The sequence below is a fragment of the Streptococcus sp. A25 genome, from assembly GCF_043674095.1.
Lineage (GTDB): Bacteria > Bacillota > Bacilli > Lactobacillales > Streptococcaceae > Streptococcus > Streptococcus suis_V.
The window spans coordinates 67,573-81,622 of record NZ_JBIMJO010000003.1; the positions used below are offsets into that span (position 1 = coordinate 67,573).

At 46.1% G+C, this 14,050-nt stretch carries 14 protein-coding genes and 1 tRNA gene; 2 read left to right on the forward strand and 13 right to left on the reverse strand.

What is annotated here, in order from left to right; translation table 11 throughout:
- Position 1: 1 nt before the first annotated feature.
- From ACHBID_RS02100 to relB, 3 genes are all read right to left on the reverse strand, one after another.
- Positions 2 to 460, reverse strand: a complete 459-nt coding sequence (locus tag ACHBID_RS02100) for a CtsR family transcriptional regulator (protein WP_172021050.1) — start codon at positions 458 to 460, stop codon at positions 2 to 4.
- Between the two features lie 179 nt (positions 461 to 639).
- On the reverse strand, positions 640 to 900 hold the full coding sequence (locus ACHBID_RS02105) for a type II toxin-antitoxin system RelE/ParE family toxin (RefSeq protein ID WP_394731572.1): 261 nt from the start codon (positions 898 to 900) through the stop codon (positions 640 to 642).
- A gap of 1 nt (position 901) precedes the next feature.
- Positions 902 to 1,123, reverse strand: a complete 222-nt coding sequence (gene relB, locus ACHBID_RS02110) for a type II toxin-antitoxin system RelB family antitoxin (RefSeq protein WP_105111718.1) — start codon at positions 1,121 to 1,123, stop codon at positions 902 to 904.
- A gap of 280 nt (positions 1,124 to 1,403) precedes the next feature.
- Between relB and ACHBID_RS02115 the strand changes: the two genes are divergently transcribed.
- The gene (locus ACHBID_RS02115; RefSeq protein WP_105111719.1) at positions 1,404 to 1,739 is read left to right on the forward strand and encodes a thioredoxin family protein; all 336 of its coding nucleotides are present in this window, start codon (positions 1,404 to 1,406) and stop codon (positions 1,737 to 1,739) included.
- 121 nt (positions 1,740 to 1,860) lie between these two features.
- On the opposite strand, the gene purR is transcribed toward ACHBID_RS02115, so the two are convergent.
- The 8 genes from purR to ACHBID_RS02155 form a co-directional block, all read right to left on the reverse strand.
- Entirely contained in the window at positions 1,861 to 2,679 is an 819-nt protein-coding gene (purR, locus tag ACHBID_RS02120; protein ID WP_105111720.1) for a pur operon repressor, read from the reverse strand.
- A 91-nt stretch (positions 2,680 to 2,770) separates the two neighbouring features.
- Positions 2,771 to 3,655: an aminoglycoside phosphotransferase family protein gene (locus tag ACHBID_RS02125; protein ID WP_394731573.1), complete on the reverse strand. Its 885-nt coding sequence runs from the start codon at positions 3,653 to 3,655 to the stop codon at positions 2,771 to 2,773.
- Positions 3,652 to 4,596 (reverse strand): 3'-5' exoribonuclease YhaM family protein, encoded by a 945-nt coding sequence (locus ACHBID_RS02130; RefSeq protein ID WP_105122241.1) that lies wholly within the window; start codon positions 4,594 to 4,596, stop codon positions 3,652 to 3,654. The genes ACHBID_RS02125 and ACHBID_RS02130 overlap by 4 nt, the downstream gene beginning before the upstream one ends.
- Positions 4,586 to 5,824 carry a DNA recombination protein RmuC gene (locus tag ACHBID_RS02135; RefSeq protein ID WP_105136986.1) on the reverse strand — a complete coding sequence of 413 codons (1,239 nt, stop codon included), beginning with the start codon at positions 5,822 to 5,824 and terminating at the stop codon, positions 4,586 to 4,588. Before ACHBID_RS02135 ends, ACHBID_RS02130 begins: the two co-directional genes overlap by 11 nt.
- Positions 5,825 to 6,457, reverse strand: a complete 633-nt coding sequence (locus ACHBID_RS02140; RefSeq protein ID WP_105122243.1) for a thiamine diphosphokinase — start codon at positions 6,455 to 6,457, stop codon at positions 5,825 to 5,827.
- Entirely contained in the window at positions 6,450 to 7,109 is a 660-nt protein-coding gene (gene rpe / locus ACHBID_RS02145; RefSeq protein WP_105111725.1) for a ribulose-phosphate 3-epimerase, read from the reverse strand. Before rpe ends, ACHBID_RS02140 begins: the two co-directional genes overlap by 8 nt.
- Positions 7,110 to 7,122: 13 nt before the next feature.
- Entirely contained in the window at positions 7,123 to 7,998 is an 876-nt protein-coding gene (gene rsgA, locus ACHBID_RS02150) for a ribosome small subunit-dependent GTPase A (protein WP_105136983.1), read from the reverse strand.
- 135 nt (positions 7,999 to 8,133) lie between these two features.
- Positions 8,134 to 9,324 carry a cation:proton antiporter gene (locus tag ACHBID_RS02155; protein ID WP_394731574.1) on the reverse strand — a complete coding sequence of 397 codons (1,191 nt, stop codon included), beginning with the start codon at positions 9,322 to 9,324 and terminating at the stop codon, positions 8,134 to 8,136.
- Positions 9,325 to 9,586: 262 nt separating this feature from the next.
- Here ACHBID_RS02155 and ACHBID_RS02160 point away from each other — a divergent pair.
- A tRNA-Leu gene (locus tag ACHBID_RS02160) sits at positions 9,587 to 9,668 on the forward strand.
- Between the two features lie 53 nt (positions 9,669 to 9,721).
- Here the strand turns inward: ACHBID_RS02160 and ACHBID_RS02165 are convergent.
- Positions 9,722 to 12,154 carry an LTA synthase family protein gene (locus ACHBID_RS02165; RefSeq protein ID WP_394731575.1) on the reverse strand — a complete coding sequence of 811 codons (2,433 nt, stop codon included), beginning with the start codon at positions 12,152 to 12,154 and terminating at the stop codon, positions 9,722 to 9,724.
- Between the two features lie 12 nt (positions 12,155 to 12,166).
- Positions 12,167 to 13,897, reverse strand: a complete 1,731-nt coding sequence (locus ACHBID_RS02170) for a hypothetical protein (RefSeq protein WP_394731576.1) — start codon at positions 13,895 to 13,897, stop codon at positions 12,167 to 12,169.
- Between the last annotated feature and the right edge of the window lie 153 nt (positions 13,898 to 14,050).

The window sequence follows — 14,050 nt, forward strand, 5'->3', positions numbered from 1 at the left end:
CCTAATCCTCTTTCCTATCTAAGCGCCGTAAAATCTGACGCATCATGCGGGCCCGGATACTTGCCGCTTCCTTGCCGAGCACCTCATCTGTACCCGTCGCAAGAAACAAATTGCCCTCGCGCTCTGTCATCAATTTCTCATCAAACAAGAGCTGTAAAATATCATTATAAACGGTCGCAGACAACTGGTCGCCCATATTATTTAACAAATCACGAACCAATTCATGCTTGTCCGAAAAGGTAATGCGGCCAATTCGGATATAGCCTCCGCCACCGCGTTTACTTTCCACAATATAACCCCGACTGGCTGTAAACCGTGTCTTAATGACATAGTTTATCTGACTGGGCACGACCTCAAACCGACTGGCCAATTCACTCCGACGGAGTTCCGCCACATTGACCTGCTCCAAGATAGCCTTGATATGCTCTTCGATATAGTCTGATGTATTTTTCATCGCCATGGAATCGCCTCTTTCTTTGACTTTCTTTGACCATTATACCCTAAAAAGAGGATTTTTTAAAGTAAAACTCTTTTCCAAGCAAATGGGAACATATAATATGCCTGAAAAACATTTATTTTTTAGTTTTTCTTCAAAATATCTACCAAGCAAGGAAAACAATAAAGACTGGTCAAACCAGCCTAATAAACATCTTTCCGGTATCCAAACTCAAGGGCTAGAATAACCATCTTATCCTCTTGAATATCGTAAATCAGTCTGTAATCTCCGATACGATAGCGCCATTCATTAGCTCGGTTACCTGTCAAGACCTTGCCATGCTGCCTAGGATTTTCTGTACCGTCCAGATGTTTGTCAATCCAGGCAAATAGTAACCTCTGTACCTGCTTATCCATTTTACGAATCTGACGCTGTGCTCTTTTGGAATAGTCAATACGGTACATGTTAAAAACCTAGCTCTTTCTTGAAGTCAGCGTGCGAAATGGTTTCAGGGTCGTCTTGGTACTCCTTATAGGCTTGGTGGTAGATTTTTAAATCAAACTCATCTTCTATAGTCCGCTCCAGCGCCTTCTTAAATAAACTCGAGAGGCTTTGGCCTGTCAACTGCGCGTAACTTTTGAAAAAAGTTTCCTCTTCTTGGTTCAATCGAACTGTCACTGTACCCATGCTTTTCCCTCTTTTGTGTTACATTGTAGCACATTTGCCAAAAAAGGCAAACTATCCCCCCTCTTATATGGTTCTACTTACGCTAATTCTGCGCCCTCTATTTTTCCCCACCCTGTCCGACGCTCTAGGAGGCCAGTGACCTCAAGAATTAGAAGACGGTTCAGGAGTTACAAACACGGGACAAGAGCAATAACTACAGAAGATAAAGCTCCCAACGTAGCAGACTTTTGTAATTCTTGCTAAATTCTTCTATAATGTAAGAAAAAAAGGGGGGAACATTATGGATTTCCAAACTTACATCGAAGATTTTACAACTGTTACTGTGCAAGAGGCTGAAAAGCTCTTGGCAGATAAAGAGGGGGACATTCTCTTCATCGGTCGCGCCACCTGCCCCTACTGCAATCGCTTTGTACCGAAACTCCACAAGGTCGCTCAGGAAAATCAGCTGACCGTCAACTTCCTGGACTCTAGCCAGATGAGCCCAGCTCTTCAAAACCTTCGTGACCACTACGGTGTCCCAACTGTACCAGGTCTCCTCGTCGCCAAAGCAGACGGTGTCCAAGTTCGTTGCGACTCTAGCATGACGGAAGAAGAGATTTTGAATTTCCTTTCTTAATTCAGCACAAAAGCACTGACCATCACGGCCAGTGCTTTTTAAGGAGATTATGAAAAATATTTAGGATTGGTATTAGTATACCCCAAATTTTCCATCTCTCCATCGGTCTTGAGACGGATTATTACTTGCTATCAAAAATATTTCCCAACTCAACGTCCACTCGGTTTTCTTTGACATTGATATCGGTCACGGCTAGCAGAGACTTGTAGTTAGCCACACTGCGGTCGCCTTTTTGATTTTCCGCAAAAACTGCTACACCGACCAAGGTCGAGTCAAACTCTGTCAAGAGGCTAATCATACCGTTGATAGTGCCACCATTTTTCAAAAAGTCATCGACAATGAGCACCCGGCTACCGGCCTTGAGACTGCGCTTAGAGAGGAACATCTTCTCAATCCGGTCGCTAGAACCCGACACATAGTTGACCGAAACGGTCGAACCTTCAGTAATTTTCAAGTCCCGACGAACGATAACAAAGGGAACATTGAGTACGTTGGCAACGGCATTGGCCAAAGGAACCCCCTTGGTCGCCACGGTCATAACAGCATCAATCTTCTCTGCCTTAAAGGCATCCGCGATAATGCGACCAACATTTTTTAATACATGGGGCGTCGACAGCAAATCCGACGAATAAATATAGCCACCAGGCAGGATACGGCTACTTTCCGCCATCTGATTGCGAAGGCTCTGGGCAATCTCAATCGATTCTTCCTTAGAAATAGATGGCGTAAATACAACACCCCCACTAGCACCCGTAATGGTCTCGATATGTCCGATAGAGCTCTCTTCAAAAGCTTTTTTGATAATGGCAATGTCCTCTGAAATCGAAGACTTGGCTGATTCGTACTTTTCCGCAAAGGTATTCAAACTGGTTAATTCATAGGGGTGGTTAATCAGGTAATTGGAAATAACCACCATCCGTTCACTTCTTCTTAATTTCATAACAATTTCCTCTTTCACTTTTTTTCATTATACCACACCAACACACAAAAAGCGAACTTTTTCTATCAAGAAAGTCCGCTTTTTTCGTTTTTTATCTGTTTTTACCTAGATACCAGGAGGGAATGACCTCCTTATAGCCCTGATACCAATCAAAAAGCTGTTTAGCCTGCGTTTTCATCAGAGAAATCTGGTCTGGATTCACCTCTTCCGCCCAGACCAAGGCTCCAATGCTATTGACCGTCAGATAAAGGGCCAGCAGCTGCCAAAATTCTTCTGGAATAGTCTCTTCAAAATAGGCATCCAGCATCCCTCGAGCCAAAGCTGGAGAAGTTTCCACTGTAAATATCAGTCGATTGAACTCCTCCCAAGGATCGCCCTTGTCAAAACGATCAAAATCCAGCAGGTAAAGCTGACCATCCTGGCCCACCAACATATTCCCATCATGGAAATCCCCGTGGTGATAAGCAATCGGACGACCCGCTACCAAGTGACGACTGCGCTCGATGAACTCCAACATAGCCTGACCCTGCTCATAAGCATGGCTAGCAGTCTGGTAAGCCGCAGTCTTTTTGTCAATTTTAGCCTGATAATAGCTCTCCCAATCCAAGCTAGTCTGGTCAATTGGGATTTGATGAAGGACTTTTAATAGCTTCTCCGCTTGGCAACCTAGCTCATAAAGAGTTTCATCCGACAAATTCGGAGCCGCTTGTCTCAAATCCTCCCCCTCAATCCACTCAAAAATCTGGTAGACTGACTGACCATCATAAGTCAATTCGACTGTTTTTTGCACTGGCAAATTCCTCTCAAACAAGATTTTGAGTAGGGCAAATTCAGCCTGCTTATCAGCCAACTTTTCCACAAGCGCAATCCGTAATAAAAATTTCTGACCATGTTTATCCACAGCCAGAAACTTTTGGTCAGCAGACCAGCCCTTGGTGATGGGCTGGCACGCAATCAGTTTGGTTTTCATCTTCATTGGTCAATATCCGGTTTGTAGAAGGCGCGATTATCCATGGCAAAGATACGGCTGGTCATCTCGCCCGGTCCCACTTTTTCCAGAGCCGTCAGCATCATCATCATTTCCGCATCAATGTTGTCAATCATGTGGAGAATTTCTGCCTCCATGATTTGCGGACGAACTGGGCTACCATATTCCAGCAAACCATGGTGGCTGAGAATAACATGGCGGAGAACGGTTACTTCTTCCAGACTATCATCAATGCCCAATTCCATCAGAACCTTGGTAATTTCTTCATCAATCAAGGAAATGTGCCCAATCAGATTGCCCCGAACAGTATAGCCCGTATTGTCTGGACCTGTCAATTCAATGACCTTGGCTAAGTCGTGCAACATAATCCCGGCAAAGAGCAGGCTCTTGTTGAGCTGCGGATAGACATCGCCAATCTTGTCCGCTAGACGAACCATGGTCGCCGTATGGAAAGACAAACCGGAGTAAAAGGCATGGTGATTGGTCTTGGCCGCTGGATAGGAATAAAATTCCTTTTCGTACTTGCTGTAGAGAGCCCGAACGATGCGCTGCCAAGTCGCATTTTCAATCTGGAAAATCATCTGACTCAGGTAGTCCTTGGTGTCCTTGACATCAACAGGCGGTTTTTCCTTGAAATCCGCTGGATCATTTGGCTCGCCAGCTTTCGGCAAACGGATCACCAACTGATTGACCTGAGGCGTATTATTGTAAACCTCGCGGCGTCCTTGGACATGAACGACCACTCCAGCCACAAAATCCTTGATTTTTCCCGGTTGGGCATCCCAAACCTTGCCATCAATTTCGCCCGTATCGTCTTGGAAAGTCAGGGCTAGATAATCCTTGCCAGCTCTGGTCTGACGAACATCGGATGACTTGATCAGATAAAATCCTTCGAAGAACTCATCTACTTTCATTTGGTTAATTTTCATCTAAATCCTCTTCTAATGGAGAAATGCCGAGCAGACCCTTGGTCTGGTCGTCTTCGTAGAGTTCAATGGTGCGCAGGGTCCGCTCAATGGCTGACGTCCGTGTCGTCAGGAGCTTGTCAATATTGGAGCTAGCTTGGTTAATCTGGCGCTGGGCCTTGATTAATAGATCGCTGAACTTGCCAAATTCCAGCTTGACATTGCCCAAGACCTTGCTGATGTCGTCGGCCGACCGCTGAATATTGAGGGTCTTAAAGCCGACGGACAGGGAATTGAGCAAGGCAGATAGGGTCGTCGGACCTGCCACTACAATGTTTTCCTGCCGGCGCAGGTCATCAAAGAAAATGGGATTGCGGACCACTTCCGCATAGAGCCCCTCGGTTGGCAAAAAGAGCACACCAAAATTAGTCGTTTCAGGCGGGTTCAGATACTTGCTCTGAATATCCTTGGCAAAGCGCTTGATAGCCGCCAACAGTTGCTTGCGGTGAAAGTCAATTTGGTCCCTGTCACCGGTTTCATAAGCATCTTCCAAACGGTAATAATCCGCCAGGGGAAACTTGGAGTCAATGGGCAGGTAGACATAATCCTCTGCTGATTGCCCCGGCAACTTGACAGCATATTCGACCCGCTCTCCGGAACCCTTAACCGTCGCAAATTCCCTCTCGTACTGGCTGGGCGTCAAAATATCCTCGATAATCTGTCCCAGCTGGAGCTCACCCATGATGCCTCGCGACTTGGTTCCGGACAAAACCTTATTGAGGCTGCCAACATCACGCGCCACTGTCTGCATCTCACCCAATCCACGATTGACAGATTCCAACTGCTTGGACACTGTTTCAAATGAGGCTTGCAGGCGAGTTTGCAGGGTTTTCTCTAATTTTTCTTCCACCGTCTGGCGCATCTCTTCCAAGCGTTTTTCGTTGGACTCCTGAATAGCTTGGAGGCGCTGGTCAGTGGCATCACGATTTTGCAGGAGACTGTGGTGAATATCCTGCCGAATGTCTGTTAATTGTTGATAGAGTTCACGCCGGAGTTCATTGACTTCACGGCTGAGAACCTGTTGCTGCTTGAGACTGGTTGATTCCAATTGATAGGTCAACTGGTCCGACAATTGGTCAGCTGTGTCCTCGGCCTGGTCTTGCAACATCAGAGACAAGCTCTGCCATTTTCCATAGAGAAAGACCAAACCGACCACCACCAAAAGCAGCAAGATGATTTGTAGTATTTCCATCTAATCCTTATCCTTGCTGTAAATCAGGACCACATAGCCTGTGTCCAGACTGATGTCCATGTCCCTACCTATAAATTCGTTAGAGGCGTAGCATTTTTTGTAAAAATAATTTTCGTCGTCCAAGGGATACTTGGCATATTTGATGGTCAAGCGACTGCCGTCGGACGGCATGAAGGAAATATAGGTCATACCCGCAATCGGTGAAATCCTGTGCTGTCCAGCCGGCCGAAAACGAATGACATTCTGTTGGTCCACTAGCTCGATATGCTCCATAAATGGCGCCAAATTAGGTTCTGCTGCCAGAAACAAATTGGTCATGACATGGTCCATTCGACCGCCAAAGGCTGCGTAAATCTGAACCTGTGCCGTTTGATGCCGCTTGAAAATCTCCTTGAGCGCCAATTCCAAGTCCGTATCATCCTTCTCAGCTGGGGCCTTGATAACCAGCTCTGCTCTTTCCTCAATCCGCGATAAATCCGCTGGGCTGACCGAGTCAAAATCGCCAACTGCCATATCAAGAGGAAGGTCATTTTCCAAAAGCCGTAAACAACCTGCATCTACGCCCACATAGAGGTCCACAGGCGCAGGCAAGCTGTCAAACTGTCCACCAGCGACGACTGCGACCCTAATCATGAAGAGCTGCTCTCAACTTGGCAACATTGGCCTCCAAGTCACCCTTGAAGAGGAAGGAGCCAGCCACAAAGACGTTAGCGCCCGCGTCCTTGGCAGAATGAATGGTCTTATCATCAATACCACCGTCGACCTCGATGTCAAAATCCAATCCCTTAGCCTTGCGCATTTCCACCAAGGCTGCAATCTTTTCAGCCACCTCTGGAATGTAGGCCTGACCGCCGAAGCCCGGATTGACTGTCATCAGGAGCACTTGGTCCACCAAATTGAGCACAGGCTCAATGGTCACCAAAGGCGTACCCGGATTGATAACCACGCCAACCTTCATACCCGCCGCATGGATTTTCTGCAAGGTTCCATGCAGATGTAGGGTCGCCTCAGCGTGAATGGTTAAAATGTCCGCACCCGCACGGGCAAAGGTTTCGATATGATTTTCTGGATTGGACACCATCAAATGGCAGTCAAAGACCAGTTTGCTATGGGGACGCATGGCAGCCACCACGTCAGCTCCGAAACTGATATTGGGCACAAAATGACCGTCCATGACGTCGATGTGGACATATTCAACACCAACCGCCTCTAGGCGCTCCAGTTCTGATTGAAAATTTGCATAATCTGCCGCCAAGATAGATGGCGCAATCTTGTAATGTGACATAGGAACCAACTTTCTATTTGAATTTCTTACTAACTTTGCTATAGGTTTCGCGCTGATTTTGGATTTCGCTCAAAAATTGCAGGTAATTGTCAAAGCGACTTTGGGAAATGGCAGAGCTTTCTACCGCAGCCTTGACTGCACAGTCCGGCTCGTGAGTATGAGTACAAGTTCTGAACTTGCAAGCCTGACTGGCCTCCGCAATTTCTGGGAAACAATCCGTCAGAGCCTCTGCCTCCTTGACCTCGTAGTCCAAGGATGAAAAGCCCGGTGTATCCGCAATTTTCCCGCCGAATACATTGTAAAAACTGACCGCACGTGTCGTATGGCGACCGCGACCAAGGCTGTCTGAAATCGCCCCCGTTTCTAAGGCCAAATCTGGCGCAAGGCGATTGAGCAAGGTCGACTTGCCCACACCTGTCTGACCCATAAAGACCGTGACCTTGTCGGTCAAGAGCGGCGTCAGCTCCTCCAAGCTGTAAATGAAGGGATAGCCAATTTTTTCATAGATGGCCTTGAAGGCATCCATTTCCGCATGGTCCTCCAGCAAATCCATCTTGGAAATGTAAACAATCGGCTCCATCTCCTTTTGCTCCAAGAGCACCAAAAAACGGTCTAAGAGATTGGCATTAAAATCCGGCTCCTTGGCCGACATAATCACGACCGCTTGGTCAATATTGACAATGGGTGGTCGCACCAAGCTATTCTTGCGCTCATGGATTTTTAAAATGTAGCCCTCCGACTGCTCCTCAGCCGAAAAGTCCACAAAATCTCCAACGTAGGGCGTCTGGCCTTTCTTGCGAAAATTTCCCCGCGCTCGGGTCTGATAAATCTGTCCATCCGCCTCGACATAGTAAAAACCAGCCAAGGCCTTAATAATTCTTCCTTGCAAACAAGACTCCTTTGGGTATTCTTATAAGTATTATACCAAAATTCCCTAGAAAAAAGGGAATAACAGGTGATTAACTGCTACTCCCTCATCTAAAAACTGACTCTTTTTATCCATAGTGCGTTTTTCTACTTACGGCTATTTTTCTAGTAATTCTTTGCCAAATCGGTCCAGCGGGATAGCCCCTAGAAGTGCGGTGACTAGAATCCCCAAGACAGCCACAGATAAAATCAATTGCCCACTAGCCAGACCGGCCACCAGGGGAATACCACCGATAGCCGCCTGAACAGTTGCCTTGGGCAGATAGGCAATGACACAGAACAGCTTTTCCCGCTTACTAAAGCCATTGCCACTGACGCTAAGCCAGACAGCCAGGGAGCGGATGACCAGGGTCAGAGCAATTAAGCCTAGCACTGGCAAACCAGCCACTGCAACGTAGGAAATATCCACGATGGACCCGACCAAGGCAAAGAGGAAAATTTCCCCAATGACCCACAAACGGCTAAAGAAACCAGCAAACCCTGCAACCTCAACCGGCAAGGCCTGACGATTGACCACCATGGTCCCCACCAGAATAGCCAACAAGCCTGAGAATGGAAACCGATTGGCATAGCGAGCCTCAATCGTCGCCAACAAGAAGGACAAGCTAAAGAGCAAGAGGTATTGGTAGATAGGAGGAAGGCTGTCAGACTGGCGAATTGTTTTCAAGAACCTGGCAAAGGCTAAGCCTGCCAAGACCCCCACTAGCATACTGGTCAGAATAGTCAGTGGAATATTGACCAGGGATAGGACTTGGTAATCCCCCTTCTGAACCAGGCTAAGGAAGGCCGTAAACAGGACAATCACCACCACATCGTCAAAGGAGGCCCCCGCCAGTATCAATTGGGGAATTTTCTTCTGACGGCCAATTTTATTTTCAATCAAGTCCACCATGCGCGGAACAACAACCGCAGGAGATACTGCTGCCATGACACTGCCCATCAGAGCGGCCTCCCCATAGGACAGGTCAAAGAAAAGAGGCGCCAACAGGGTATAGCCGACCAACTCTGCACAGGCTGGCAGGAAGGACATAAGCACGGCTGACCGACCAATGGACTTGAAATCCGATAGTTTTATGGTCAACCCCGCCTTTATTAAAATTATAATGAGGGCAATCTTACGTATATCCGCCGAATTATCCAATAAACTCCTATCAATCCAATTCCCAACATAGGGTCCCAGCAGCATACCAACAAGCAGGAAACCAATGATTTTAGGCAGACCACCCTTTTGGCATAGCCAAGAAACAGTAACCGCTGCTATACAAATTAAGGCCAAAGACAATAACATAAACCCCCTCATTTCTCCAAGAAAAATTCAAATCTAGATTGGTATAAACTCCTACACCAAACTATTTGATTAGGAGAAACACATTAGCGCAGGGGTTGATTGTTCAAAAGGCTCGAGGAACCTTTGAAGCTGTGGGGGCAAACGAACTCTTTCAACTTTCTGAGTTCTGGCCCACTCCCAGTATAAGCCAAATAGAGAAAGATGTAAAGTTGCATTTGCCTCTAGCCAAATGAAGAAAAACGTAGTATAATAGTATCTATAAGCGGAGGTGGTGGAACGGCAGACACGCATGCTTCAGGCGCATGTGCCCATCGGGTGTGAGGGTTCAAATCCCTTCCTCCGCATATCATGATAAAAACTCAAAACCCAAGTCAGACAACTGGCTTGGGTTTTAGTGTTATTCCGTAACCTTAAAGAAATTCTTTTGTTTGAGCAGGTAGCCCTTGCCTGTCGATAGGTCGTACTGGACCATCTTGAGTTCTTCTGCTACCTTGGCATCGCGCTCGGTCAAACCCACTCGGTCCTTGTGGAGGACTTCCGTCAAGAGGGCATAGTAAGGGCTGACCTTGGCATTGGTGGTCTCTAGCATGAGGGCATTCATATCGCTTGAATTGACCAACTCGTAATGACGGTCCTCCGTCTCAAAATTGCTCCAAATAAAGTAATCCGTCTTGTATTGGAGGCTAGGGTCTGTCACAAAAGCTGACTCAGGATAGAGCCCCGGCAGGTGGTCCCCATAGAAGACAACCGTTACCTTTTGATCCAACTGCTTGAGCTGGTCCAAGAAATCACGGGTCGACTGGTCCGTAAAGGACAAAAGTCTTGCATAGCTGGTCAAATTGGCATTTTCCTCAGCCGTGAAATTGACCCCTGTACCTGTAATGGCAACAGGCTCCTCTGAGTGCCACTGGACATGGTTTTGCATGGTTATAGCCGAGACAAATCGAGGATTACCTGACCGCACCTGCTCCAGTATCAAATCATAGGTCTTCTTGTCGCTGACAAAATTCCCCTGATAATCCTCAGCCGTCACCGCAATAGGATGGGTCGTAGAGTTCAAGGTGTAAAATTGCTCAATCCCCAGCTGCTGGTAGATGGCATTGCGGTTGTAACTGGTATCAAAATAAGGATGGATGGCCACACGCGCCGTGTCCGCATACAAATCACTGATACTTGGCAACTTCTTCATCCGAGGTGCCACATCTAGATAGACAGACGAGATGGACGAATTGTAATTGTAAAAAGGCAAGCCACTGTAAACCTGAAACTCAATATTAGCCGTACCCCCACCATAATGGTCACTCTTCATGAGACCGCTGGTCGTCTGGCTCATAATCTGTTCAATATTTGGCAGGACATTCTGGCTCAAGGTCACACCCGGAATCCGTCTCGGGTCCGCTAGACTCTCGCTGAGAATGTAAATAACGGTCTGGTCGGTCAGCTGATTGGCACGTTCAGCGTTGATTTCCTCTGCCAGCTTTTCATATTTCTTGACGATAGCCTTAATGGTTTTCTCCGAATATCCCTGCGGTTCTTCCATACTGGTCTTACTCAACTGTTGCAGCCAGAGGAAGGATAGCGTGCGATAACGAGCCACGAAAGCATAGCCCTTCCAATCCACGTTCCGCCAATTATTGACCTGGGACAAAATCGGTATCCAACTGGCAATCTTGTGGTCTTTTTCCTTGCGGATAGCAAAGCCCATTCCCACAATCAAGAAAACAATCATGGCAACCGTCACCAAGCGCTTCCAGAAGGTCTTTACAATTGACCCCAGGAAATAGCGCCTGTGAATACGACGATAGAAATAAGCGGCGATGATTAGAAAGACGACTGATACAAGGACAATGCGCAAACTGATGAAGCTGAGAATCATCCCCATATTTCCAATCCACTTGAAATCATTTGGAGTCAGAGGCTCTGACCGGTAGCGGAATTTGAGGAAATTGGCTGTAATCAAGGTCACATTGAGGCTGGCAATAACAGCCGCCGACAGGACCTGACGATTGAGCACTAGGCTGATGATGACGTTGAGCAAAAAGAGACAGACTATCTGAAAAATGATGGCACCAGGGAAGAGATGGCGGGTAAAATAAGACCCCGTCGCCCCAGCCATAGAGACCTGATAGCCGATATGGGACAGGATTGCCAGCACCAGACTGATAAAGACCATGCTGTGGACATTGGTCCGATTGGCCTTAAACTCTACAAATGCCTTATGAAGATAGCGGAGAAATATATAGGTCCCTATAAAATGAATAGGCGCAAACAGCGGTGTCTGGCTGAAAAACTCTATGTAAGAACCTTTCTCAACCAAACTCTCATAATGGCTATCTTTCCAATAAGAGATAGCTAGAGGGCTGAGAGAAAGCAAACTGGTCAAGAGCAAATAGCCATCTGATACCAAGTGATTGGCTGACCACTGGCTTAATTTTTCTCGAATTCCCGTCTTCTTCCGCCATAAAAATGCCAACAATACTGGAAGAGCCAACATCAATAGAAACTCAAATTGAAAGAGATTATTACGGAAAATATTCCAGGGTTGATATTTCTTGGCATTGAGCCGATAGACTAGATTGACAAGATACAGAAAGCCTAGAAAATAGCCGACATACTTGGCAAAGGTTTTGGTCTTGATAAACTGTTCGTACTTATCCAGCAGGACCAAGATATAAAAAGTAAAAATAAGATAGGCAAGCAAGGGCAGGGGGATAAACCAGAGCGGGAAAGATACTCCACTTAGCAATAGAGCCCGACCCATCGCCAGCAAAACGGTCATAATCATAACCAGAATAAATTGTTTGCTTGCCTTTGGATTGATTTGTTTCATAACATTTCTCTCTTAGGAAAGGCTTGATTTTCGGTAAATAAAGATGTAGTACATCGACCAGACTAGCCATCCAGTCAAACTGATAATGATAACTGGCAGTAACCACCATTGTTGTTTGTAGGATAGGACAAGGGTATTCTGCCCCGGTTGGCTGGTAACCGTTGGCACACCGATTTCGGAAAGTTCTACAGCCTCTCTATCTAAAACGGTGTTATTCAAAACAAGCTGACTGTCTTGGTAAACAATAACTGGTACCGCAGTTTCTTCTGCTTCTGACGCCGTCCAAGTCACCACCAGCTGATTACCATCAACTTCTTTGACAAAATCTTGATTTGGTAAAATCACTTGGTCACGATAGGTAAAATAGGTATTATCCGACTCTTCGTTGGTCAGATGTCCAGTCTTTTCTGATAAATCTGGTACATAGTCCGGCGTGGATTTCTGAGCAATCTGGATAAATTCGCCCAAGTCTTTAGAATAGAAAGAAGCTCGTATCTCTTCCGTTGTACCGTACAGAGTCGTATGAATTCGTTTTTGTAGGAAGGTATCGCTGTAGTAATGCCCATTGATTTCCTTATAACTCTGATTCCAGAGGAAACCAACCGAAATAAGCAGGGAGGCAAGAGCCACACCTGAAAAGATTTGCTGCAGTTTGTTAGACAAGCCAGACACCTGGACCCCTACGACTGCCAGTAAAAGAGCATTGGCGTAGAGGAAAAAGCGAAATGGAAATTGAATCAATTCGACAAGTGTAATTCCTTTACCTGCAAACAACTGCCAAGGGAAGAGGTTGGTTGATAAGATTAAAAATACTGCGTAGGTCAAAGCAAGTCCACCCAGAACTAGCGATTGTTTCTTCCAATTTTTTACCAAGAAATAGAGATAGGTTCCAAAGAAAAGAGGAAGTGGATATGGATAGTAGAGAAAGGCCGTTTTTAGCCATGTTACGGTATTGAGGACAAATTTCTTATTGACAAATGGCGGTACCAAGGTATTGGTTGCGTTGATATAAATAAGCGGCAACCAGATATTGATGGTCAGGAGCAGGAAAATCCCTACCGACAGAGCCACCTGTCCAATAATCTTCATTTTTTGCTCTGATTTCCACCAACCAATGAAAAAGAGAATGCCATAGGCAATGACCAAGAACAAGGTCGATAGCATATGGACCTGTAACATAAGACCCACAGCTCCTGCCATGAGGAAAATGGAGACTTTGTTCGTCTGCAAGAAGCGGACTGCAGGGATTAAACAAAGCGGAAAGAGAGCAACTCCCCAGCTGGTAAATCCTTGGGTTGCCCACCAATACTGAATGGAATAGGTCGTCACAAAGAACATGGACAAGAGAATAGAGTGAGCATATTTGACCTTGACCTCACGCATGAGGAAATAGAGGGAGGTTGCACTCAGAGTTCCCAAGAAAAGATTGGATAAAATCTGATAGCGGAACCAGGTCCCACTTAAAAGAACTAGCGCCCCCTGTAAATAGGCAAAATAAGGTCCATAGAGAGCATTGACAATCCGTCCTGACTGCTGGTAGCCATACAAACTGATGATATAGGAGAAATTCCCCTCCTTCATCTGCATAGCCGCATCATAGAAACGATTGTAGTGGAAAATCAAGTCCGCACCTGTCACCATGCCCTTAGTGAGCAAGTGGGGAACCAATAATAATAAAGAAAAGCCCACAAATAGGCCCAGGGCTACTAAATGGGGATGCTTTTTTAGCATAGTTTTTAACATATCGATACCTTCATAAAAAAAGAGGGAAATCCTCTCTTGTTTTTGTAAATATTCTGCCAATTTGCAGACAATATTTTTCAAAAGTTAGTCACTTTTCAGTATAGCAAGCTTTCCACCCACTGTCAACGAACAAGGCAAATAGGGAAACAATTT